Here is a 24,534-nt window from a genome sequence, read left to right on the forward strand (position 1 = left end):
CCATTCAGCAATCTCACTTTACCCTTTTAAAAATTGCGGGAAATCAAACAGCGAATCATTTTTTCCTGGCCTTCACTATTGACTTCTCCGCTTACGATTTCTTTTGTTTCACGATTATTGTAATAACAATAATGTGTACCCAATTTCACATTACAGATTTAGTTTGCAAAAAAAGATTTGTTATACACATTTTCTTTCAAATCGATATCCATCATAGCGCGGCCACCGTAATCAACACATAAATCTACACCGCTAACATATCTGGCCATATCACTATTCAGGAAGATTAAAGCGGGCGCCACGTCTTGAGGGACTCCACTATAATTTACCGCTCCAAGTGCTCTTTCTTCAGATTTTTCTTTCCCGCCACTTAATTCATAAAACTCCGAAGTCAAACCAGTATTTGCAATCAAGCCAGGCGATACGCTATTTACACGTATATTATTCTTAGCAAATAAAGGTACGCTCGTTTTTGTATAGTAAGCCATGGCACGTTTTGATATTACATAAGCCGGGTAACCAGCACTTTCCCCTGTAGCCTTCACTAGCTGTACCATTTCATCCCATGTTTTTGCATCTGCAATCCCCTTAAACTCATGAAGGTGATTTTTCCAACTGACACCTGCTGAGGAAGCAACATAGCTGATAGACCCTCCATTATTCACACGATTACTAAGATACTGCTCAGTAATATATTTATTAGCAACGAAGTTTACAACAAAAGTAAATTCAAAACCTTCCCGTAATCCGGAAACACCAGCAACTCCAAAGAAGGAATCGAACTTCTCAGGAAGCGCACTAAAAGCTTCATCAATTGATTCTTTTTCAGCAAGGTTGACATTAATATACTGCTTAATACCCGGTGTAGTTACTTCTTTAAAGTCTAATGCATATACTTCCGCACCTAATTCTACTAACATCTCAGTAGTCGCCTTTCCCATTCCTGAAGCAGCACCTGTAATAACGCATTTTTTCCCTTTGTATCCAAAAAAGTCTTTCATTTTAACTCCCCCTAAAAATTTAGTTTATTTTTAATTACTGTTACTCCTACATTGGAGATTGGTAGCCTCATAGGGAAAATTCCTTACAACCCACTATCATCTTTGAATTCTTCAATAAACCTATATTGGTATGTTCCTGCTGGGTGCCATCCTATTGTTTCTTTAAACATATTGATAGATTTAGCACCATTCTCTCTACTGATTCCGCTTTCATTACATCCATCAAAAGGTGAAGAAGGATCCAAACCCCCGTACGTATTCACCCTTACAAAAGGCTTCCCAATTCCCCATCATGGATTCAGGATTTTATTAAAGAGCTGTTATGCACATCCTCCTTCAAACCGACAGAAATCATAGCATAACCACCGTAATCTACACATAAATCCACACCGCTAATATATCTGGCCATATCACTATTCAGGAAGATTAGAGCGGACGCCACATCTTGGGGTTCTCCACTATAATTTACAGCGCCATGTACTTTATTTTCAGATTTCTCTTTCCCGCCACTATATTCATAAAACTCCGAAGTCAAACCAGTATTTGCAACCAAGCCAGGTGATACGCTATTTACACGTATATTATTCGTAGCAAATGAAGGTACGATAGTTTTTGTGTGGTAAACCAAGGCACGTTTGGAAGTAATGTATCCTAGGTGACCAGACATTTCTCCCGTGGCCTTTACTAGCTGTAACATTTCATCCCATGTTTTTGCATTTACAATCTCTTTATACTCATGTAGGTGATTTTTCCAATTGATTGCTGCTACGGAGGCAACATAGCTGATAGACCCTCCATTATTTACACGATTACTCAGATACTTCTCAGTAATATATTTATTAGCAACGAAATTAACAATAAAAGTAAATTCAAAACCCTCTCGTAGTCCAGAAACACCTGCAACTCCAAAGAAGGAATCGAACTTCTCAGGGAGCTCTCTAAAAGCTTCATCAATTGATTCCCTTTCAGCAAGGTTGACATTAATATACTGCTTAATACCCGGCGTAGTTACTTCTTTAAAGTCTAAGGCATATACTTCCGCACCTAATTCTACTAACATCTCAGTAGTAGCCTTTCCCATTCCCGAAGCAGCACCTGTAATAACACACTTTTTCCCTTTGTATCCAAAAACATCTTTCATTTTAGACACCCCTAAAATTCAGTTTATCTAAATGGTCCTCTCTTCTAATATATAGATCCTAGCGAGCCATTTATTAATCCAGATCAATCCAGACACTTTTGGTTTCTGTATACATATCGATAGATTCAGCACCATGCTCCCTACCAATTCCGCTTTGTTTGTATCCGCCAAAAGGTGAAGCAGGATCCAAAACCCCGTACCTGTTAACCCATACATTACCTGTTTTTATTCCATGAGCAACCTGATGGGCTTTGCGTAGATCCGTAGTATTAACGCCTCCTCCTAATCCATATTTTGTTTGATTGGCTAACTTAATCACCTCATCAACACTTTCAAATGGCATCCCAGCAACAACTGGACCAAAGATCTCTTCTTGAGCAATTCTCATACTATTATTCACATTGGCGAAAATTGTTGGTCTTACGTAATAGCCACATGCGAGGTTTTCTTCAGTGACATCCCCTCCAACTAACATTTCAGCCCCTTCTTGCTTTCCAATGTCTACATAACTCAGTACACTCTTTTTCTGTTTTGCAGAAATAAGTGGCCCTAAATTAGCTGTATGATCAAAACCACTACCAATCTTATAGTTCTTCGTATATTCTGCTAAATCACTTATGAAGTTATCGTAAATTTTCTTTTCAATAAATAATCTAGACCCAGCGATACACGCCTGACCCGAACCACCAAAAATAGCATTAGCAACATTCGCAAGAGCCTTTTCATAATCCGCATCTGCAAAAACGATATGTGCCGATTTGCCTCCTAGCTCAAGCGAGACTTTTTTTACATTTACCGCAGCAGATCGCATAATTTGTTTACCTACAGCCGTTGATCCTGTAAATGCAATTTTGTCTACATCTGGGTGCTCCGTTAACGCGGCACCGACTGTTCCGCCAAATCCTGTTACAATGTTTACTACTCCATCCGGAAAACCAGCTTCTTGAATAAGTTCTCCTAATCGCAATGCAGTTAAGGGTGTGTTTTCTGCTGGTTTTAATACAACTGTATTTCCAGTAGCTAACGGTGCTGATAACTTCCAGGCAGCCATTAGTAGTGGAGCATTCCATGGGATAATTTGGCCACAAACACCAATTGGTTCCCTTTTTGTATAGTTAAAAATATTCCCTGGAGTAGAAACAGGTATCGTTTCTCCATTAATTTTGGTTGTCCAACCTGCATAATAGCGGAAATCTTCCACAACCCTGTCAACAACCTTCAATTGAAATTCCAGTGATCTTCCATTATCTAGGGTTTCTAGGTGAGCTAATTCTTCTGCATTTTGTTCAACAAGATCTGCTAATTTCAAGAGAAGATTGGCCCGTTCATTTGGTTTTATCTTTGGCCATGGACCCTCTTCAAACGCTTTCCTTGCAGCAGCCACAGCCCGATTAATATCTTCCTTATCACCTTCTGGGACCGTAGTAATAATTTCTCCGGTAGCCGGATTCTCTGTTGTAAAAGTTTTTCCTGACACAGACTCCACCCATTGGCCTCCGATTAGCATTCTTTTAGGCGCAGAGGTGAATTCGATAGCTTTTGGATGTAATGAAATTACTGAAGTAGACATCTTATTCCTCCTTAATTTTTAATAGACTTTCGGCATTTCCTTTTTGTCATTTTCCCGTTCCATCTTCTGTTTTCTTACTTACACTTTTCAGAATAGTCATTTATGTATAAGTATTCAGGTAATTTTAACTAGTCCATTCAACATTAGATAGTTGTGATTCGATATATTTATCAACTCTCATACGAATCTATGATTCTATTCTTGATATGACCGATTCCTGATATATTAATTTCAACCTCATCCCCTTTGCGCAATAAAATCGGGGGATTCCGTTTAAAACCAACACCCGACGGAGTCCCTGTAAGAATAATATCACCCGGTTCTAACGTCATTCCTTGCGAAAGCACGGATATAATTTGTTTGATCGGAAATATCATCAAACTTGTATTGCTTTTTTGTACTGTTGTACCATTTACGGTGCAAGTAATATCCAGATTTTGCGGGTCTTTAATTTCTTCCTTGGTAACAATCCAAGGACCTACTGGACATGATTTATCCAAACTCTTTCCCATAAACCATTGTCCCCCATGTTCTTGCTGTATATCTCTAGCAGAAAGATCATTCGCTACCATAAAGCCAAAAACGTGATTCATAGCGTCACTTTCCTTAATATTTTTGCCTCCAACACCGATAATTAAAGCAAGTTCCGCCTCATAATCAAACATTTTGGTATGCTTTTCAGATAGAGGAATCTCTTCAAAAGGACCGGCAATCGTACCAGTTGCCTTTGTAAAAATTGTTGGCTTCTTTGGCAAATCAATATCTTGTCGATAACGTTCGTTGAAATGCTCCAGGTAATTCCACCCCACACAGATGATATTTCGTTTAACTTTTGGTATAGGAGCCAATAGTACCTGATGATCCAATGGGATTTTTCCACGACCTGATTGTATAACGCTTTCAATTTCTTCAATACCTAGTTTTCCAGCCTTGATAAGGGATAACATGTCTGGAAATTTATCAGTAATATCAATAATTGTCTGTCCATCAATTACACCCACACACTGAGAATTTTCTTGTAGATAAGTAGTTAATTTGATTTTTAACCCTCCCTAAACATATGGACTATTGTCCAGAATTCAGACCCATGTTAAAAAAATTTGATCTTTTTTAGTTAAATTTCTTTAATTGTGAAGGAAGGTACGATGACACACAGGGAGAAACGACTAGGTTTAAAAGTCCAAATACTTTTAAAATCCTCTGAGCGCTACCCTTAAATTTTCGCCTTCTATTACTATTTACCCATTCTGAGATTCTTAGCCTATTAAGCGTTTGTACACTCGAAACATCACTCAACTCCGTTCCCCTAACTCCTTTAATCTGTCTCTTCCCTTTATTTCTCACAAACTGTTAACATCTTGTTTTGTATTTAAACGGGCTAGACAGGATTAATTATATTCAACATCTTCTTTGTGACGTAATAATTCTTTCACAGGCTGGATAATATGATTTTTTATTTTGGTTGCTGCTTTGTCAGCATCCCCCTCTTCTATTGTTCGAATCAATTCCGCATGCATTTTAACGAGCGAATCAAATGTCGAATGACGTGGATAACGTTTCTCAATAGTTAAAGTTGAATAAAGCAAAACACGATATTTCAGCGGAGTCCAAGCACGATATAAAAGTTCGTGATCGGCAGCAAGCACAATTTGTTCGTGAAGATTCATATCAATTTCTGCCATATTTATTGCACCACCGGAATTTGCCATTTCTACCATCTCATCATAGTGAGACCACAGCTTATTGATAGTTTCATTTTCTGTGGACTCTACAATCCGTCTAACACTAAACTCTTCAAGTGTTGCCCTCAGAGTACAAACCTCCCAAATTTCTTTTCGATTTAGTTCCGTTACATAGGTACCTTTATAGGGCACAATTTTAACTAATCCTTCCTGCGTCAATGTACTTAAGGCTTCACGAACTGGTCCTCGGCTTACACCTAATGTTTGAGCAAGGTCAGCTTCTACGATTCTCTGTCCAGGTTTCATATTACCGTAAGCAATTGCATAGACAATTTGATCTATCACTTGATCACGAAGACTTTGTGGCCGTTTTAGTCTTGTCCAATTTTTTTTCATTTTTTACCTATCCTTTATTATTTATTGTTTTTTGTTGTCTATTTAAACACATCCACATCATATAGAAGTTGAGAGACTTTATTTCATAGTATTTTTTAATTTTTCATCAACTTTTCTTCGGGTTCTTGGAATCATAAAATGTTGATAAAACCTCAATCAAGTTTGTTCCAGTTTCCGGCAATGCGGTAGGTTAGTCTTTCCCTGTAAGGCCTTGATCATAAAGTTGAGTCATTCCATTACCGGATATATCCAAATTGAATTCTATGTCTTGGCTCTTGAAGATACCCACACCAACTTTTTGAATTTTCAGATTGTTAACAGTTTATCGTCTACAGTTACCACTATATACCTTGTTGTTTTTTATGTCAATATTTAGAATATTTTATTTTGTTAATTTCTTTAACATTAAGTGTCATTATGTTTTCGGAAAGGGGTTTTCCTATTTTTTCTCTGATAATCACAAATAAACATACCGAAGTATGTTTTCTAAAAAAACATTCAATTACTAATTTTAAAGATTGAAAGATAGATGCCCAAAATTTTTTGGATATTCTATGTATTTAGATGTTGAATGAACTCCTTCCTAGCTACCAGCGCCATATATTCGTCAGTTTTTAATAACATGACTTCTCTCTTTAAATGTTGATATTCCATTCGAGCCCCCTTAGCTGTAGTTAAAGTCCCCTACATTCAGGACAAAAAAAACACGCCCTTGGCGTGTTCAAGAATTCTTTATCTTATAATGAAAATTTAAAACAGCGATAACAATCATGTACCAAAACTAAGCATCATGGACAGGACTTCGAATGTAGCCATTTATTAATCGCCTCCTTACCTCTATCCTTCCCCGCTCCAAATTTGTCCCATACTAGGATATTGAAAAATAAAATAAATTATGATGGTTTATTCATTCCTTATATAAAAAGGCTTTTTATATTTATCAATGCCCTCAATTTAGGCATACATACATTATAATGAACCGGATAAATATATAACAGTAATCTATTTGTGAAAGAATACACTTACACTAAAGGGTGCGATAGCAGAATAGGCTGTCGCTTCTTCTACTATTAGAGCAGATTAGTTAAATAAGTAAATTTGATATAATAAAATTATTATCTGGTATTAAGACTAGGTATAACATACAATCAACTAGTCAACCTAGGAAGACAAAATGGAAGATTTACTTAAATTAAAAGGGAAAAATATTGTAATAATGGGGGTTGCTAATGAGCGTAGCCTGGCTTGGGGGGTGGCTAGGTCACTTTATAAAGCTGGTGCCACTCTTATTTTTACCTACCGATTAGAACGTTCACTGGGAAAATTAAATAAGTTATTAATAGATAATAACCATTCTGCTCAATGTATCGTGCAATGCGATGTAAACAATGATGAAAGTATTAAAGATGCCTTTCAAGAAATCGGAAAAAAGGTAGGAACTATCCACGGAATTGTACACTCAGTTGCATTTGCACATTCTGAAGATTTAAAAGGGGATTTTATAAATACTTCAAGGTCTGGATATGCTTTTGCTCAAGATACTAGCTCGTACTCTCTAATAGCTGTCGCAAGAGAAGCAAAACCATATATGACTGAAGGTGGCTCCATCGTTAAAATGAGTTATCTTGGAGCTGAAAGGGTTGTTCGTGGCTATAATGTTATGGGAGTAGCAAAAGCAGCTCTTGAATCATCAGTAAAATATCTAGCATTAGACTTAGGAAAAGAGAATATTCGTATTAATGCAATTTCTGCTGGAGCAATTCGAACACTTGCAGCTAAAGGAGTTGGTTCTTTTAACGAAGTACTACATAAAGTTGAAGAATCTGCACCTTTAAAAAGAAATGTAACACAAGAAGAGGTGGGCGATATGACGATCGCAATGCTTAGTAATCTATCTAGAGGAGTTACAGGTGAAATTATATTTTTGGATTCAGGTTTTAATATAATCGGCTATGCTAACAAAGAGTTGGATATGGTTATCCGCTCAAACAGTTAAACATCATTATCGATTGTTATCTAAAGCATTGAATGATGCGGTAGATTGGGAGTTGAATAAAAATGTCGCTCAAAAAGCAAAGCCTCCAAAATCCAAAAAATTTAGAGCGACTTTCTACTCTAGGGAGGAATTGGACCAACTTTTTGAAGCAGCAAAATCGAGTACTGTATATTACCCAATGATTTTCACCGCAGGTCATACTGGGGCTCGTTTAGGTGAGTTGCGTGCTTTGAAATGGACCGATATTGACTTTAAAAATCGGCGAATAACGATTACCAAGTCCGCTTATGTGGATGAAGAAGTTAAAGTAAAAATCAGGGATTTAACAAAAGGTGGAAAAGATCGCACGATTGTGATTGGAATAAAGCTCTTGAATTTACTAAAAAGCCACTACGATCGTTATCGAGAGTTAAAGTGCCGTTTAGGAGATAGCTTTAATCCCAATGATGTAGTGTTTTTTAATACAAATGGTCATTATACTCACCCTCGTGAGTTACACCGAATTTATAAAAATGCGGTTAAACGAGCAGGATTAAAGGATTCACGTTTTCACGACACAAGACATTCTCATGCTTCCATTTTGCTACAAAAAAATGTGCATCCCAAAATTGTCAGTGAACGTTTAGGGCACTCTAACGTTGGAATAACATTGGATTTATATAGTCATGCGATTCCTTCTCTTCAGGAACAGGCTGTTGAGATATTTGATGACGAAGAGGATAAAGAATAGTCATAGGAGTCATATGGCACCAATTTGGCACCCAAAGTGAGAAATGGAATTTAATCGAGGATGTCTTCTTATTAAGTGAAACACCTCAATCCCTTGCTATGTAAGGGTTGGCGGGACCGCCTGGGAATCGAACCCAGCAAACCTGGCACGCAGGTCTCAAGCAGTTTTGAAGACTGTGGAGGACACCAGTACCCCATTCAGCCCCAGAATATTATTGTAATAAAGAAAATAACTATTTGTAACCATATTACAATGTATTATAGTAATAATCAATATAGTTAGAGATTTTGTCATTTTTTCGACAACTTTTGCAATACTATTCTAAGGATGGCTTTTTTCTTGATAATAAAGCGATTACTTGTCTTTTACCCTATTTTCAGACTATAATAAGTAGATGAAAATAGTAATATGTAGGTGAATAATATGCAGCTAACTGGTTGGTTTCTATGGTTTATACTAATATGGATTTTTGCCTTTGCCGGAGCAATGGCGATTGGCGGATTTTTTATGTTTCGTAAGTTCTTAAAGAAAATGCCAAAGGAAGATGGCAAATCGGTGATGGACTGGGAAGAGCACTATGTGAATCAAACTCGTCATCTGTGGGGCAACGAGGAGAAAGCACTTCTTGAAGATTTGGTTAGCCCTGTTCCCGAGCTATTCCGCGACGTTGCAAGGCATAAAATTGCCGGTAAGATTGGCGAGCTCGCCCTTAATGAAAAAGTAACGAAAATTACAGAAGAACTTGTTATCCGCGGTTATATTCAAGCCACACCAAAAAGAGATCATAAATTTTTACGAAAAAAGCTTTTTGAAAATCGAATTGATGTCGCTCCATATGAGCATTTATTCTAAACCGTCCAATTTGGCGGTTTTTTATATTTGTTGACTCGGTTCATGAAGCCTAAAATTGATATATACCAAAGTAAATGGGGCTCATGAACAAGACAATAAAAATCGATTCATTAAATTACCACATAAAAAAACACTGATCCCCAAAGAATCAGTGTTCCACACATCATTTTCCATGAAGCTGCTTGCAAAGCTTTTTATAGTCTAAATACATCGCGATCCGCCAAGGAACAATCATACTAAACGCAAGCAGGAAGAACATACCGCTGAGTTCCCCAAAATCAATCGTCGTACTTAAGATCCATTTTAAAGCTAAACGAACAACCAATAATCCAACTAAAATATACATAAATGCTTTCGAACGTTTTAAATAGATTTCGTTCTCGCGAATCTCAAATTTAGAGGTTTTGATTAGCAATACTGAAAAGAGCATTCCCACTATGACCACCTCTACTATTTCCAAAGGGGTTAAGCGAAATTGCGGCACCAAATACATAAGTGCTCCGCTAGACATAAAAACCGGCGGCAGGATGATCTTTAATGCATTTGTAGGTTTCTTTGCAGCTTTCATGCGGACAAATAAAGCAAATATCCCCATAAAAACTGCCCCTATTGAAGAAACAACCACGAAGTTCATAGGTTCCAACCCCTATTTCTATAAAAATAACACATTAAATATATTACTATATTAATTTTAAGTCCATTCTTTAGAAACCTGTAAATCCGCCAAACATACCTGAGAAAATCGTAATGATTTTTGTCATCCAGTCAAAGAAGAGTACAAAACCCATGACAATCATGAGCCAACCACCGATTTTAACAATCTTACCACTATTCTTGCGGATCCATTTCATTCTGCCGACAAAGAAGGACATGATTAAAAATGGGATGGCAAACCCAAGTGAGTATGCGGTCATGTATAAAACACCTGATCCAGGATTTGAAGCAGCAAGTAAAATAACTGATGTTAGAATTGGACCAGTACATGGAGTCCATCCAGCAGCAAAAGCCATACCAATTAGTATAGACCCAATAAAGCCCGAAGGTCGATTTTTAAATTCTAATTTACGATCCTTCATTAAAAACTCAGGTTTAAATACACCAACTATTATTAGTCCAAACAACACAATGAAGATTGCGCCAAGCTGACGAATTAAATCTTTATACTCCATGAAAAAGCGGCCAACAAACGATGTCCCAAAACCAATGGCAATGAAAATGGCTGAAAATCCAATTAAGAAAAATATTGTATGTAGAAGACTACGCTTTTGAAGCATGGCATTTTCTGTTTTTAACTCCCCTACAGACATCCCGGTGATATACGATAGAAATGCAGGGTAAAGAGGCAAACAGCATGGAGAGATAAAACTTAAAAAGCCAGCGCCCAAGGCTAAAAATATATTTATGTCAGTCATATTAACACTCCTACTATAGTCGATACTGTTTCATTTTAACAAAACTTTCCCCTAAAAGATAATGATTAACATGAATATTTTGTGTCGCTAGTTGTTAATTGCTATTTCCGGCAAAAAACTTTCAATGATTCTACCATATTCCTACTTTTTATGGATATTTTTTTACAAATCACTTTCAATTAATACCCATTTTAGGTTATACTAGTAAAACATTGGTAGCGAATTTCCTATCAATGTTTTGTTTTCTATTATTGGAGTTTCTCCGGAAAGGACCACGACTATGATCAAACAAGACCTAATTGCACTTATTGAAAAAAAGCGCGCTGAATTAATTCAAGTCGCGGTCACAAACGGCTTGACTTCCTCCATTGCTATTCGTCACAGTCAGGAATTAGACCATCTATTAAATGAATATAATCGAAAGTATATAAAGAAAACCCGCCAAGTAGCGAGTCTCTAATGCAAAAATCCTGGCAAGCTGCCAGGATTTTTCTATTTATCAATTGGCAACATCCTCTAAACGCTCGACTGCACCATTTTGTAACAAGAACATTTTATGGTATAACCCGCCAAGTGCCAGAAGCTCTTGATGTGTTCCTCTTTCTACTATTTCACCTTGGTGCAAGACGAGAATTAAATTCGAATCCTGAATCGTTGATAACCGGTGGGCAATAGCAATCGTAGTCCTGCCTTCCCGCATTTTTGCAAGAGCCGTTTGAATCGCTTCTTCTGTTTCAGTATCGATATTGGCCGTTGCCTCATCAAGGACAAGAATCTTTGGATTGGCTGCAATCGTCCTTGCAAATGCAATTAATTGGCGCTGCCCACTCGAAAAAGTAGAACCGCGCTCAACCACTTTATGATGATATGAATCTTCCAACTTTTCAATAAAGGTATGTGCTTGAACAAATTTAGCAGCATCCTCCACTTGTTCATCTGTTAAATGATGATGTAGCGTTATATTGTCTCTTACAGTTCCATAAAACAAAAATGGATCCTGGAGGACGAGCCCCATTTTGTCTCTAAGTTCATCCTTAGAAAAACTTCGAATCGATTGACCATCAATTAAGATTTCGCCCTTCTCGTATTCATAAAATCTCATTAATAAATTGATGATTGAGCTTTTCCCGCTCCCAGTGTGCCCGACTAGTGCCACCGTCTCACCGGGCTGCGCAGTAAACGAAATATTTTTTAAGACATCTCGTTTTCCATCATAGGAAAAAGTTAAATTCTTAAACTCAATTCTACCCTCTTCAACCGATAGAGTACTATCCTCACTTTGTTCGGGTGCTAATTCTTGCTTATCCAGAATTCTAAACACACGCGCACCAGCCACAATCGCTTGCTGGTACAAAGATAACCTCATCATCATATTGTTTACTGGTTCGAAGAAACGCTCCAGGTAATTAACAAAAGCGTATAACACACCGATTTCAACCGGGCTATCTAAAGATGCAATTCCAAAATAATTTAACACCATAATTAATCCAAAAATAAAAATTAAATCAACCGCTGGACGCAGCAGCAATCCATCAATCTTAATATTCTTCATCCCTGCATTATAGTGCTTTTCATTGATGTCTTCGAACTCTTTACGAAGTCGCTTTTCCTGACGAAAAACTTGAATAATACTCATCCCCTGCAAGGATTCACTTAGTTTTGCATTTAATTGACTCAATCTCTCGCGCATATCTAAATAATATCGGGAACTAAATTTTCGATATAAGGTCATCACAAGGAGAATCAATGGAATAAAAATAAGACAGAATAGTGCCAGTTTTACATCTAAAACAAACATGGTAATCAGAATACCAGTTAGTAAAAAACCGCTCTGGATAAAGGTTGATAGGACGGTTACGAACATATCCTTTATTGCTTCGGTATCGTTTGTCACCCTTGAAACAATACTTCCGGCAGGTGTTTGATCAAAATACCTTAAACCTAAGGACTGCACCTTGGAAAAAATATCAATCCGCAGTTGTTGAATTATTTTTAAAGCAATCTCTTGAAACTTTACTAATTGAAAAAACATCAGGACTGATTTTATGATTTGGATCCCTAGATAGCTCGCCCCGAGAATCAAGAGGGGCTGAAATGCTAGATTTCCCGGTGTTAGGTAGTCATCTATAAAGATTTTAACAAGGTATGGTCCAGCTAATTCTCCCAGCGTAGTTATGACCAAAAGACTGAATGCTAGGATTAACTCCTTTTTATGTTGTTTTGTATAGGATAGCAGGCGATAGAGAACATTTCGTTGTTCTTTATCAGTCAGCTGCTCCTTTTCTTCCATCTTAATGTCCGCCATGCTCAACCAACTCCTCTAGCTGCTGACGTAAATGCATTTCCTTATACCAACCATTGTTTTCCATTAGTTCTTCATGTGTTCCTCTCTCCATGACTTTTCCATGATCAAGAACAAGAATCAAATTTGCGTGTTGGATGGCACTTAATCGGTGTGAGGTAATAATCGTTGTTTTCCCTTCACGATTTTTTCTTAATGAGGAAAGAATGGCTTCTTCCGTTTTGGCATCAACAGCGGATAAGGAATCATCCAGCACTAACACTTCAGGATTCATCATCAGTGCTCGGGCAATAGATATCCTTTGTTTCTGACCCCCTGATAATGATACTCCTCTTTCACCAACAACAGTTTCATACCCTTCGGTAAACTGAAGAATATCGTCATGAATATTAGCTAATTTGGCTGCTTCATAAATTTCTTCTTTTGGAGCCTTTATATTGGTAAAGGCAATATTTTCAGCCACCGTCGCGGAAAACAAGAAATGGTCCTGAGGAACATAACCAATCGCCTCTCGTAATTTCTCCAGCTTATACTCCGGAAGTTTATGATCGCCGAAGGTAATTTCCCCTTCATAGTCTTCAAATTCACGAATAAGCAGCTTTAACAAGGTTGTTTTCCCCGCACCTGTTTTCCCAACAATCCCCAGTGTCTCTCCCCTATTTATCGAAAAACAGATATCCCTTAACATTGGCTCTTTTTCTCCTGGAAAAGTGAATTTCTCAATATCATACTGGATACCACCGCTAGGTACCACCTCTAAAGCATGACTGCGATCTGATATATCTGACTTTTCTCGAAGTAAGTCTGCTACACGGTCATAAGAAGCACGACCGCGTTCAACAATATTAAACAACCAGCCAAATGCTAACATCGGCCAAATTAATAATCCTAAATAGGTTGTAAAGGCAATTAATTCTCCAATGGATAACTCACCGGCTAACACATATTTGGAGCCAAAGGTAATTGCTAAGAAAAAAGATATTCCTACAATAATAGAGATAGTCGGATCATAAAGCGAATCGATTTTGGCTACGACGATATTTTTTTGGACTACATCCTCTGATTGCTTTCTGAAATCCTCAATATCTTCCTTTTCCTGTCCAAATGTTTTAATAACCTTGATCCCGGAAATACTTTCCTGTGTTTTATCATTCAAATCAGAGAAGGCTTCTTGTGCCTTGTGAAACGTGCGGTGTAACATTGTACCAAACCAATTTGTAAGAATCACCATAAAGGGCATCGGGATTAAACAAATCAAAGTTAATTTCCAGCTTATTGTAAAGGCCATGGCTAAAATGACTGTCCCGCCGGTTGAAAGAGAGTCAACCAATGTTAAAACTCCTAATCCAGCCGTCTGTTGGATAGCTTGAAGATCATTTGTAGCATGTGCCATTAAATCACCAGTCCGTCGTTTCTGATAAAACGATGGCGACATATTTGTAAAGTGTTGATATAAGCGATTCCTTAATTGTTTGCTAAGCTTAACCGCAGAACCAAAAATCATAATCCTCCAAAAATACCTCAGGACATACATCCCAAGACCTGCCCCTACTAATATGGCCATCCATTCAAAGAGCACGCCTTTCGTCAACGTACCATTGTTAATATGGTCGGCAATAACGCCAATTACCTTTGGTGGCACGAGCTGAAGTAGTGCAACAAATAGCAAGATAAAAATTCCTGATATGTATGCTTTCTTCTCTTGCTTAAAAAACCAGCTTAAATCTAAAAATACTCTCATTATCGTTCCCCCGAAAATAATTCACTTTATTCAATTATTATTTTAAAAAATCATCCTACCGCACCTGAAGGTATATTTTATCAAATATTAGTAAAATAATAAAGATTTAGACACCTATTCTTCGCAAGTAAAAAGCACTCATTTTTGAGTGCTTTTCCTTGATAATATTAGTTACTCAGTTGGTTGTTTTTCAAGTTCTTCAGTGTAAAATGCTGCTTTTTCTTCTGATACTTTTCTTAATTCATCTACTTCAGCTTTGATTTCATCTGGTACATATTTTACTCTTTTTAAATAATTTACGATTACTGTATAATCCGTTTTTGCAGCATTATAGTCTGTCTCTGCAAATGTCTTGGTTTGGACCTCATTATTCTTGATGAAAGCAGAAGCTAAATAATAAAAGTTCTTTTGCTCTTCTGTCTTTAAAGAGACAGAATCTTTTATAATGGCATCATAATTTTTTTCTGTCATTAATTTAGTGAACTTTTCATCCTCTGCTGTTAGCTCTTTTTTAGGTTCTTTATCAGCGTTTGCACCCTGTTCTGTTTTATTCTCTTCAGGGGATGCTGTTTCTTCTATTTCTTGCGTTCCACAAGCAGTTAAAGCTAGAAGTAAAACTAAAATGAATGGTAAAACTTTTTTCATGAGAATTGCTCCTTTATCTATGTTCTTAATCTTAGCGTAACTAGTATGTACTTATTTATCTCCTATTTCAATAGAAAATCTTAATATAAGATTTTTCAAAAAACTATTTTGTTAAAATAAAAAACCACTTCTCTTCAGTAGATAAAGTGGTTTTTGTCTTATTTATTTGCCTTGCTGTTTATTCATAGCAGACATCATTTGGTTGATCTTCTTCTGAGATGGTTTTTGTCCCATTTGCATCATCATCATTTTTAACATTTGCTCATTGATTGGTGGATTTTTCTTTAAATAGTCCATCATGTATTTACGAGCAATGAAAAATCCTAGTGCTACACCAGCTACTAATGCTAGTACAACAACTAGAATCCATAGACCTGTACTCATTAAACTTCCTCCTTCATGTTGTCTACCATTCAGTGTACTAAATAAAACGGAAATATACAATATTCACTTTGAAAAGATTAAACATATTTTCTCTCTTTAATAGGCTTTAACCATCCAAAGCGCTGATGGTCGAGGTCCAAAGCTATGAACGAAGATTCACATTTTCTAAGCACTTCAAAGAAAATCGTTTCTGCCTCATAGCTTCCAGATGCCTCAATCGTAATTAAATCCTGGAACACCCTTAATTTAGCTTTACTTAGTTTTCCACTTAATTCGATCGAGTATGTACCATGTTCAGCACAAAAGCCCTTCTTTTTTCCAAGTTGTTTTTGAATTAACTGATGAAACTTCAAAACCTCTAACGGCTTTGTTATATAGGTAATTTGCTTGTTTGTAATAAATTTTAATTCACCTACTGCTTTGTCATGTTCCTGAAAAAGCTGAAAAAACATACGCTCTCTTCCGAAGTAATGGGCGGCAAATTCATCTTCTATCAAATAAAGCTGATAATTTCTCACCACGATCTCTCCTTCGTTGATTACCCTTTCTATCATTATAAAATAAACACTATCGAAACATTTGTCTTAAGCTGACAAAAAAAAGCACTAATATTGTCGAATTCATAAGATTCATACAAATTTCATTATATCTTACAAGTAATTTCAATGTCTCTTAGGAAGAAAAAATTCATCTAATGTTCAAATATCATAAAAAAAGAGAACGGCATTGTGCCGTTCCCTTTGAGATATCTCACTATTATTGAAGAAGTGCCTTAACTCGTGCAACTACATTGTTTACACTAAAGCCGTATTCTTCCATAATTTTTTCTCCTGGTGCAGATGCTCCGAATGTATCAATTGCTAATACTTCGCCCTCATCACCAGTGTATTTATGCCAGCCCATTGAAGAACCAACTTCAATACCAAGACGCTTTTTCACATTCTTAGGAAGAACTGTGTTTTTGTATTCTTGAGATTGTTGTTCAAAGCGATCCCATGATGGCATGCTGACAACGGAAACATGAATTCCTTCACCAGCTAACGCCTTTTGTGCTTCAACAGCTAGACTTACTTCTGAACCGGTTGCAAGTAATAGAGCATCCGGAGTTTCTCTTTCAGAAGGTGAAACCACATAAGCACCTTTTGAAACGCCTTCGTATGCATTTTTATCAGTATCTTTAAGCGTTGGTAAATCCTGACGAGTTAATATTAAAGCAGTTGGCTTGTTTGTAGATTCAACTGCAAGCTTCCATGCAGCAGCAGTTTCATTACCATCTGCTGGACGAATAATTGAAAGACCTGGCATTGCACGTAGTGCTGCAAGTTGTTCAACAGGCTCATGTGTAGGTCCATCTTCCCCAACAGCAATACTGTCATGCGTAAATACATACGTAACAGGTAATCCCATAATGGAAGCTAGACGGATAGCAGGACGCAGGTAGTCAGAGAACACAAAGAATGTTCCTCCGAAAATTTTCACTCCACCATGTAAGGCAATCCCATTCATCGCTGCACCCATAGCAAATTCACGTACACCGAACCAAATATTTCGATTTTCATAGCTGCCTGGTGCATAATCGCCTGTACCTTTAATCATGGTTTTATTGGAACCAGCAAGGTCAGCAGAGCCTCCAATAAAGATAGGCAGGTTTTTAGCAATGCCATTTAGAGCTTCACCTGATGATGCACGACTAGCTAAGCCTTTTCCTTCACTGTAAACAGGAATATCTTTATCCCAGCCTTCAGGCAATTCATTTTTCAACGCTGCTTCTAATTGATTTGCTAATTCTGGGAAAGCATTTTTATATTGTGCAAATAAGTCGTTCCATTCTTTTTCCTTCTTCACACCATTTTCAACGATAAGGTTTTTGAAGTTATCATAAACTTCCTGTGGCACATGGAAATCTTCTTCAAATGTCCATTTGTATGCTTCTTTTGTAAGCTTTAATTCGTCTGCTCCAAGCGGTGAGCCATGGACACCAGAAGTACCAGCTCGGTTAGGAGAACCATAACCAATTACCGTTCTAACTTCAATCATAGTTGGTCGATCTAGATCGTTTCTAGCTTCTTCTAAAGCCTTCGCGATTTCTTCTAAATTATTGCCATCCTCAACTCGCAGATATTGCCAGCCGTATGACAAGAAACGGTCCTTAACACTTTCAGAGAAGGATTTATTTAAATCCCCATCTAGAGAAATATCATTGGAATCATATAAAACCACTAAACGTCCTAGTTTTAAATGTCCAGCAAGAGATGCAGCCTCTGCAGATACACCTTCCATTAAATCTCCATCACCGCAAACACCATATGTATAATGGTTTACAATTTCATAATTGTCTTTATTGTAGACGCTAGCCGTATGACGTTCTGCCATTGCCATTCCGACTGCCATTGCAATCCCTTGTCCAAGTGGTCCAGTAGTTGCTTCTACACCCTCTGTATGACGATACTCTGGATGTCCAGGAGTTTTACTTCCCCATTGGCGGAATTGTTTCAAGTCATCCATTGACAGATTATAACCAGATAAATGAAGCATGCTGTATAGTAAAGCAGACCCATGTCCTGCGGATAAAACAAATCGGTCACGGTTAAACCACTGAGGATTTTTTGGATTTTGGTTCATAAAACGAGTCCATAACGTATAGGTCATTGGTGCAGCACCCATAGGCATTCCTGGATGTCCTGAGTTAGCTTTTTCGATCATATCAATCGATAGCGTACGAATAGAGGTTACAGACAATTCATCAATAGTTTCAAACATGTAACTAATCACTCCTGTTTCATTAGGATAATAATAACACTCTTAATATTATAGTTCTCCTGAGGTTAATTCAACAATTAATTTGATTACTAAACAAATTAATTTACTTTCATTAACTTATTTTTACACAATAATAGAGACAATATGTAAAAAGGAAAAACAAAAGTTTTTCCATGTTTTTAATGAAGATTATACTTTTTCCTCATTTTTATCTTTTCTGGTGTTACATCATTTCCCTCAGGGTCGATAATTTTTGTATTTGTTAATGTATCTAGCATAGAACTGCGGAAAGTGGTCAAATACTCGCTTCTTAATTTTGATTGTTCTTTCGCTTCTGCTTCTGTTAATCCAGTTGCTTTTGCTTTTCTGGCTAGTTCATTAATTCTGGCCATTTTTTCTTTTGAGAGCATTAAGGGACCCCCCTTTCAATTACTTAAAGACTGATTTTACTAAAAAATAGACCATCTGACAAGGCAAATGGTCTACTGCTCTTCTAGATCAATTGATTCTTGAGATTCTTGATAGCGTCTATGGACAGTTGCTTTCGAAATATTATACCCAAATCCTCTTAATGTAGCAGCTATCTCTGAGAAGGTTAACTTATTTTTTCGCAGGCGGATAATTTCTTCTATCGGAACTTCAATTTTCTCTCGACCAGAATTCCATCCTAAGTTATGTAAATTTTTCTCGGGCTTGTACCCTTGAGAAACGGCTCTTTTCATTCCCCGTTTGATTTTAACATTATGTAGCTTGCGTTGATATTCTTCGACCATACCAACTATTTTTAATACCATTGAATCACTTTCAGACAATTGCAATTCACCATTATGGGAAATACTATACAGCTTTACCCCTTCTTTTAATATACAATGCAAGAGAGCAATCTTAGCATTTCCTCGTCCCAGCCTCGTTTCATCTTGGATTAACACAGCTTGCACTGTTTTTTCTTTCAATAATTCCAATAACTCTAATATCCCATCTCTATCAAGGTCATAACCGCTTGCTTGCTCTCTAATAATCGAAACAACATTGAATTGATAATGACTAGCAAGAAGTACAAGTTCCTCTTCCTGACGTTTTAAAGAGGTTTCCTGGGTTTCCTTGTTTGTACTAACCCTGCAGTATATGATTGCATCCACCATCTGACTTTTACTCTCCAGCCGCACTTGCATATTCAGTTAAAGATCCAACTTCATAGTTCACCGGGATTATTATTTCTTCCCCAGGATAAATATTATCGCCTACTATTTCATTATGCTGTTTAACCCAGCTGATAAATTCGTTATTAGAGTATGAATGCTGGTCCGAATATTGATTGGCGATTTCCCAAAGTGAATCTCCTTCAGATACCGTAATGGATAAGAACTTCTCTTCGACATCAGAATTGAAACGCAATGATAAAATAAAAGCTAAACCGCAGCATAAGATCATTAGTAAAATAGCATAAGAGTATTTTTCCCATATTTTTTCCATAATAAAACCCCCACCCAGAATATATGTTCGTTTCTATGTTTTCATTATAGTCCGAACATTTGTTTGTTGTCAACAATAATTCGAACTTATGTTTGTAGAAAAAATACGAACATGCTATAATAAATGTAATAATTATATAGGGCGAGGTGTATCTTAAAATGACAAAAATATCTAAGCGCCAGCAGGATATCCTTGAATTTATTAAAGCGGAAGTAAAGAAAAAAGGCTATCCACCTTCCGTTAGGGAAATTGGGGAAGCAGTTGGACTTGCCTCTAGTTCGACAGTCCATGGTCATTTAGCACGTTTGGAAAGCAAAGGACTTATTAGACGAGATCCAACAAAACCTAGAGCGATAGAAATACTAGAATCAGATGAAACTGCCAACATCCCACGAAACAATGTTGTGAATGTACCTATTGTTGGTAAAGTTACTGCTGGGCTTCCTATTACCGCCATTGAAAACGTAGAAGAGTTCTTTCCATTACCTGAAAGTCTAGCACCAGCTGATGAACAAGTATTTATGCTAGAAATCATGGGTGAGAGTATGATAGAAGCTGGAATCCTTGATGGAGATTACGTAATTGTTAGACAGCAGCAAACTGCCAATAATGGAGATATCGTTGTTGCCATGACAGAAGAAGATGAGGCAACCTGTAAGAGATTTTTCAAAGAAAAAGATTTCATTCGCTTGCAGCCTGAAAACTCTACAATGGATCCAATTATCTTAAGAAATGTTTCTATACTTGGAAAAGTAATCGGAGTTTATCGTCATATTCATTAATTTTTAGAAGAGCAGGCACATTGTTGCTTGCTTTTTTTTGTTTCTAATCAATTATGGTAAATCAGTTTCGTCGGCAAGTGGAACCTCTCCACTTTACCGAAAACCCCTTGTCTCTTCCATTTCGAGCAAGTGGAACCTCTCCACTTTACCGAAAACCCCTTGTCTCTTCCATTTCGAGCAAGTGGAACCTCTCCACTTTACCGTAAACTCCTTGTCTCTTCCGTTTCGGGCAAGTGGAACCTCTCCACTTTACCGAAAACCCCTTGTCTCTTCCGTTTCGGGCAAGTGGAACCTCTCCACTTTACCGAAAACTCTTTGTCTCTTCCGTTTCGGGCAAGTGGAACCTCTCCACTTTACCGAAAATCTATAGTCACTTTAGTTTCGAGCAAGTAGAACATTCATCGTGATCCTGTTCTGCCTTTGCTTAAGGCAAAAAAATAGACCCAGTATGGATTAAATCCACACTGGGTCTTTATATTTTAATACATGCTCAAATATTGATCGCGTTCCCAAGGGTGAACCACGGTACGGAACATATCCCACTCTATCTCTTTTGCTTCGATAAAGTGTTCAACGATGTGCTCTCCTAAACCTGCTAGAATAACTTCATCAGACTTTAATTGTTCTAATGCTTCTGCCAGGGTTGCTGGAAGATCGATGATTCCTTCTTCAATTCTTTCTTCCTTGCTCATAACATAGATGTTTCGGTCAACTGGAGCAGGAGGAGTTAATTTATTTTTAATTCCGTCAAGACCTGCTTTTAATAGTACAGCCATTGCTAGATATGGGTTCGCAGCTGGGTCAACGCTTCTAACTTCTACACGAGTACTTAAACCGCGAGAAGATGGAATACGGATTAATGGTGAACGGTTTCTAGCAGACCATGCAACGTAACAAGGTGCTTCGTACCCAGGTACTAGACGCTTATATGAGTTTACAGTTGGGTTTGTTACTGCTGTAAAGTTTGGAGCATGCTTCAAGATTCCAGCAATGAATTGACGAGCTGTATCGCTCATTTCTAGGTCACCGGTTGGATCATAGAATGCATTTACGCCGTTTTTAAATAATGAAAGGTTCATATGCATTCCAGATCCATTCACACCGTATAATGGTTTTGGCATGAAAGTTGCATGCAATCCATGTTTACGAGCAATCGTTTTAACCACTAATTTGAAAGTTTGAATTTGGTCACATGCTGTTAAAGCATCCGCATATTTGAAGTCAATTTCATGTTGACCTGGCGCCACTTCATGGTGAGATGCTTCAATTTCGAATCCCATTTCTTCTAGTTCTAGTACGATATCACGACGGCAGTTTTCACCTAAATCAGTTGGTGCTAAATCGAAGTAGCCACCTTGGTCGTTCAATTCTAGTGAAGGTTCACCTTTTTCGTCTAATTTAAATAAGAAGAATTCAGGCTCAGGTCCTAAGTTAAAGTCTGTAAATCCTAGTTCTTCCATTTCTTTCAACACTCTTCTCAAGTTGTTACGAGGATCGCCTTCAAATGGGTTGCCTTCTGGCATATAGATATCACAGATTAAACGAGCAACTTTTCCTTTTTCAGCTGTCCACGGGAATACTACCCAAGTGTTTAAATCTGGAACAAGGTGCATATCAGATTCTTCAATACGAACAAAGCCTTCGATAGAAGATCCGTCAAACATCATTTTATTATCAAGAGCTTTTTCTAACTGACTAACTGGAATCTCAACGTTTTTAATAGTTCCTAGAATATCAGTGAATTGTAAACGAATAAATTTGACATTTTGTTCTTGGGCTAACCGCTTAATATCTTCTCTTGTAAACTTTGCCATCCTTATTACCTCCAAAAATTTAATTTTCATTTAGTGGAAAAATCGTGACATATCCCCTTGTCTTAACGACGAACGATTGAATCTGCCAGCCTGCTGTAATTCGTGACGGAGCAAATTTCGGAACTGTTCGTCTGTTAACTCCTGCTTCGCCTTTTCAGCCTGTTGCTGAATCACATTAGATTGTTGATCTTTGAGTAAGAAAAGCTGCTTAATTCCAGCCATATTCACACCTTGATCAATGAGATCCTTAATTTCTAATAGTCTATCAATATCGTTTAAACTAAAGAGTCTTCTATTCCCATCTGTTCTTGCTGGAGAAATCAATTGATGCTCTTCATAATATCGAATTTGTCTAGCAGTTAATTCAGTCAGCTGCATGACGGCCCCGATTGGGAATAGTGGCATTGAGCGGCGTATTTCTTTTCCACTCACTTCAATTTCTCCTCTCCTCTTGCTGATTTATATTGTTATTATATTTCGTGTAAGAAAAGATGTCAATCTCATGTTAGGTTTTCTAACATGGTTTTTTACAAAAAAAAAAAAGGACAACTACTTTAGTTATCCTTTACACCAGCCGCTATTTTAATTCAATTAGATTTTTTTCTATTAAAGAATCAACAGCAATGCAAACGGCCATTTTAACATGTGCATAGGTTAGCCCACCTTGAACATAGGCTACATAGGGAGGTCTTATCGGACCATCAGCTGTCAGCTCGATACTTGCGCCTTGGATGAATGTTCCCGCAGCCATTATCACGTCATCCTCATACCCTGGCATATAGGCAGGATAAGCCGTAACATGAGAATTAATTGGCGACGCGAATTGAATAGCCTGGCAAAACGCCACCATTTTGTCTTTATCATCAAATTGAACAGATTGAATTAAATCTGTTCGGTACGCATCCCATTTAGGAGAAGAATTCATCCCTAACTTTTCTAGAAATGCAGCAGTAAAAACAGCTCCTTTTAAGGCTTGACCAACAACATGCGGCGCTAAAAAGAATCCTTGATACATTTCTTGAAGACTGTAAAGGGAAGCACCTGCCTCAGCACCGATACCTGGCGATGTCATTCGGTAAGAACAGGCTTCAACATATTGTTTTTTCCCAACAATATAACCACCAGTTTTCGCGATTCCTCCACCAGGATTTTTGATAAGTGAACCTGCCATCAAATCGGCTCCCACGTGACAAGGTTCTAATTCCTCGACAAATTCGCCGTAACAGTTATCTACAAAAACCACTACATCCTCTTTTATTTCCTTTACAAACGAAATCATCTCTTTGATTTCAGCAATCGTAAAGGATGGACGGGTTGCATACCCCTTTGACCGCTGTATGCCGATCATTTTCGTGTTGGGCTTTATACTCGCAGACACAAGGTCCCAATTGACCGTTCCCTCTTCCGTTAATTCCACACTATCGTAGGAAATGCCAAACTCCTTTAATGAACCGACACCATTTCCGCGAATCCCAACAATCTCTTCAAGCGTATCGTATGGTTTACCAGTCATATAGAGAAGTTCATCTCCTGGACGAAGGATACCGAATAAAGAAATTGATATCGCATGCGTCCCTGAGATAATCTGTGAACGAACTAGACCTGCTTCTGCACCAAAAACATCTGCATAAATAAGCTCTAATGTATCTCTGCCGATATCATCATAGCCATACCCTGTTGAAGGAATAAAGTGAGAATCACTGACTCGATGTTTTTGATAGCTTTTCAAAACTCGAAATTGATTGGTTTCAATTCTTTCATCTATTTCTTTATGTACGATAGCAATTTGTTGTTCTACATCACTTACAATTGGTTGAAGCTTTTCCCCATTACTTAACTGTTGAAACATGCTG

At 37.5% G+C, this 24,534-nt stretch carries 25 protein-coding genes and 1 tRNA gene; 5 read left to right on the plus strand and 21 right to left on the minus strand.

Annotation, left to right across the window (positions count from 1 at the left end):
- Positions 1-158: 158 nt before the first annotated feature.
- The 6 genes from J2Y03_RS05725 to J2Y03_RS05750 all read right to left on the minus strand — a co-directional run bounded on the left by J2Y03_RS05725 (position 159) and on the right by J2Y03_RS05750 (position 5,790).
- A complete protein-coding gene (locus J2Y03_RS05725) occupies positions 159-1,001 on the minus strand; it encodes an SDR family oxidoreductase (RefSeq protein ID WP_310191775.1) in 843 nt (280 codons plus the stop codon).
- A gap of 83 nt (positions 1,002-1,084) precedes the next feature.
- A complete protein-coding gene (locus J2Y03_RS05730) occupies positions 1,085-1,264 on the minus strand; it encodes a hypothetical protein (protein ID WP_310191778.1) in 180 nt (59 codons plus the stop codon).
- Positions 1,265-1,299: 35 nt separating this feature from the next.
- A complete protein-coding gene (locus tag J2Y03_RS05735; RefSeq protein ID WP_310191780.1) occupies positions 1,300-2,142 on the minus strand; it encodes an SDR family oxidoreductase in 843 nt (280 codons plus the stop codon).
- Positions 2,143-2,215: 73 nt separating this feature from the next.
- Positions 2,216-3,712 (minus strand): aldehyde dehydrogenase family protein, encoded by a 1,497-nt coding sequence (locus J2Y03_RS05740; protein ID WP_310191783.1) that lies wholly within the window; start codon positions 3,710-3,712, stop codon positions 2,216-2,218.
- A 170-nt stretch (positions 3,713-3,882) separates the two neighbouring features.
- A complete protein-coding gene (locus J2Y03_RS05745; RefSeq protein WP_310191785.1) occupies positions 3,883-4,713 on the minus strand; it encodes a fumarylacetoacetate hydrolase family protein in 831 nt (276 codons plus the stop codon).
- A 387-nt stretch (positions 4,714-5,100) separates the two neighbouring features.
- On the minus strand, positions 5,101-5,790 hold the full coding sequence (locus J2Y03_RS05750) for a GntR family transcriptional regulator (RefSeq protein WP_310191788.1): 690 nt from the start codon (positions 5,788-5,790) through the stop codon (positions 5,101-5,103).
- 1,174 nt (positions 5,791-6,964) lie between these two features.
- On the opposite strand from J2Y03_RS05750, the gene fabI reads away from it, so the two are divergent.
- Together fabI and J2Y03_RS05760 are read left to right on the plus strand one after the other, a co-directional pair.
- Positions 6,965-7,786, plus strand: a complete 822-nt coding sequence (fabI, locus tag J2Y03_RS05755; RefSeq protein WP_310191791.1) for an enoyl-ACP reductase FabI — start codon at positions 6,965-6,967, stop codon at positions 7,784-7,786.
- The gene (locus J2Y03_RS05760; protein WP_310191793.1) at positions 7,743-8,516 is read left to right on the plus strand and encodes a tyrosine-type recombinase/integrase; all 774 of its coding nucleotides are present in this window, start codon (positions 7,743-7,745) and stop codon (positions 8,514-8,516) included. The genes fabI and J2Y03_RS05760 overlap by 44 nt, the downstream gene beginning before the upstream one ends.
- A 108-nt stretch (positions 8,517-8,624) precedes the next feature.
- On the opposite strand, the gene J2Y03_RS05765 is transcribed toward J2Y03_RS05760, so the two are convergent.
- Positions 8,625-8,721, minus strand: a tRNA-Sec gene (locus tag J2Y03_RS05765).
- A gap of 218 nt (positions 8,722-8,939) precedes the next feature.
- Here J2Y03_RS05765 and J2Y03_RS05770 point away from each other — a divergent pair.
- Positions 8,940-9,368 carry a DUF2621 domain-containing protein gene (locus tag J2Y03_RS05770; protein WP_310191796.1) on the plus strand — a complete coding sequence of 143 codons (429 nt, stop codon included), beginning with the start codon at positions 8,940-8,942 and terminating at the stop codon, positions 9,366-9,368.
- Positions 9,369-9,531: 163 nt separating this feature from the next.
- On the opposite strand, the gene J2Y03_RS05775 is transcribed toward J2Y03_RS05770, so the two are convergent.
- Positions 9,532-10,002 carry a CcdC family protein gene (locus J2Y03_RS05775; protein WP_310191798.1) on the minus strand — a complete coding sequence of 157 codons (471 nt, stop codon included), beginning with the start codon at positions 10,000-10,002 and terminating at the stop codon, positions 9,532-9,534.
- Positions 10,003-10,072: 70 nt separating this feature from the next.
- On the minus strand, positions 10,073-10,780 hold the full coding sequence (locus J2Y03_RS05780) for a cytochrome c biogenesis CcdA family protein (protein ID WP_310191801.1): 708 nt from the start codon (positions 10,778-10,780) through the stop codon (positions 10,073-10,075).
- A 280-nt stretch (positions 10,781-11,060) separates the two neighbouring features.
- On the opposite strand from J2Y03_RS05780, the gene J2Y03_RS05785 reads away from it, so the two are divergent.
- Positions 11,061-11,240, plus strand: a complete 180-nt coding sequence (locus J2Y03_RS05785) for an aspartyl-phosphate phosphatase Spo0E family protein (protein WP_310191804.1) — start codon at positions 11,061-11,063, stop codon at positions 11,238-11,240.
- A 39-nt stretch (positions 11,241-11,279) separates the two neighbouring features.
- Here J2Y03_RS05785 and J2Y03_RS05790 read toward each other — a convergent pair whose 3' ends face one another.
- From J2Y03_RS05790 to yneA, 9 genes are all read right to left on the minus strand, one after another.
- The gene (locus tag J2Y03_RS05790; protein WP_396954176.1) at positions 11,280-13,085 is read right to left on the minus strand and encodes an ABC transporter ATP-binding protein; all 1,806 of its coding nucleotides are present in this window, start codon (positions 13,083-13,085) and stop codon (positions 11,280-11,282) included.
- On the minus strand, positions 13,072-14,823 hold the full coding sequence (locus J2Y03_RS05795; RefSeq protein WP_310191806.1) for an ABC transporter transmembrane domain-containing protein: 1,752 nt from the start codon (positions 14,821-14,823) through the stop codon (positions 13,072-13,074). Before J2Y03_RS05795 ends, J2Y03_RS05790 begins: the two co-directional genes overlap by 14 nt.
- A 171-nt stretch (positions 14,824-14,994) precedes the next feature.
- Positions 14,995-15,468, minus strand: coding sequence for a hypothetical protein (locus J2Y03_RS05800; protein ID WP_310191808.1), 474 nt, complete (start codon positions 15,466-15,468; stop codon positions 14,995-14,997).
- A gap of 162 nt (positions 15,469-15,630) precedes the next feature.
- On the minus strand, positions 15,631-15,852 hold the full coding sequence (locus J2Y03_RS05805; protein ID WP_132091291.1) for a YneF family protein: 222 nt from the start codon (positions 15,850-15,852) through the stop codon (positions 15,631-15,633).
- A gap of 77 nt (positions 15,853-15,929) precedes the next feature.
- Positions 15,930-16,370 (minus strand): sporulation inhibitor of replication protein SirA, encoded by a 441-nt coding sequence (gene sirA / locus J2Y03_RS05810; RefSeq protein ID WP_132091294.1) that lies wholly within the window; start codon positions 16,368-16,370, stop codon positions 15,930-15,932.
- Positions 16,371-16,608: 238 nt separating this feature from the next.
- The gene (tkt, locus tag J2Y03_RS05815; RefSeq protein ID WP_310191812.1) at positions 16,609-18,612 is read right to left on the minus strand and encodes a transketolase; all 2,004 of its coding nucleotides are present in this window, start codon (positions 18,610-18,612) and stop codon (positions 16,609-16,611) included.
- A 179-nt stretch (positions 18,613-18,791) separates the two neighbouring features.
- Positions 18,792-19,022, minus strand: coding sequence for a DUF896 domain-containing protein (locus tag J2Y03_RS05820; protein WP_132091300.1), 231 nt, complete (start codon positions 19,020-19,022; stop codon positions 18,792-18,794).
- A 72-nt stretch (positions 19,023-19,094) separates the two neighbouring features.
- On the minus strand, positions 19,095-19,751 hold the full coding sequence (locus tag J2Y03_RS05825; RefSeq protein WP_310193000.1) for a YneB family resolvase-like protein: 657 nt from the start codon (positions 19,749-19,751) through the stop codon (positions 19,095-19,097).
- 10 nt (positions 19,752-19,761) lie between these two features.
- The gene (gene yneA / locus J2Y03_RS05830) at positions 19,762-20,085 is read right to left on the minus strand and encodes a cell division suppressor protein YneA (protein WP_310191815.1); all 324 of its coding nucleotides are present in this window, start codon (positions 20,083-20,085) and stop codon (positions 19,762-19,764) included.
- Positions 20,086-20,243: 158 nt separating this feature from the next.
- Between yneA and lexA the strand changes: the two genes are divergently transcribed.
- Positions 20,244-20,867, plus strand: coding sequence for a transcriptional repressor LexA (gene lexA / locus J2Y03_RS05835; RefSeq protein WP_132091306.1), 624 nt, complete (start codon positions 20,244-20,246; stop codon positions 20,865-20,867).
- Between the two features lie 479 nt (positions 20,868-21,346).
- Here lexA and glnA read toward each other — a convergent pair whose 3' ends face one another.
- The 3 genes from glnA to J2Y03_RS05850 form a co-directional block, all read right to left on the minus strand.
- Positions 21,347-22,681, minus strand: coding sequence for a type I glutamate--ammonia ligase (gene glnA, locus J2Y03_RS05840; protein WP_310191820.1), 1,335 nt, complete (start codon positions 22,679-22,681; stop codon positions 21,347-21,349).
- A 30-nt stretch (positions 22,682-22,711) separates the two neighbouring features.
- Positions 22,712-23,113, minus strand: a complete 402-nt coding sequence (locus tag J2Y03_RS05845; protein ID WP_310191823.1) for a MerR family transcriptional regulator — start codon at positions 23,111-23,113, stop codon at positions 22,712-22,714.
- 145 nt (positions 23,114-23,258) lie between these two features.
- Positions 23,259-24,530: a methionine gamma-lyase family protein gene (locus tag J2Y03_RS05850; RefSeq protein WP_310191825.1), complete on the minus strand. Its 1,272-nt coding sequence runs from the start codon at positions 24,528-24,530 to the stop codon at positions 23,259-23,261.
- Positions 24,531-24,534 lie beyond the last annotated feature (4 nt).

This window comes from Neobacillus niacini (assembly GCF_031457145.1).
Classification (GTDB): Bacteria; Bacillota; Bacilli; order Bacillales; family Cytobacillaceae; genus Neobacillus; species Neobacillus niacini_J.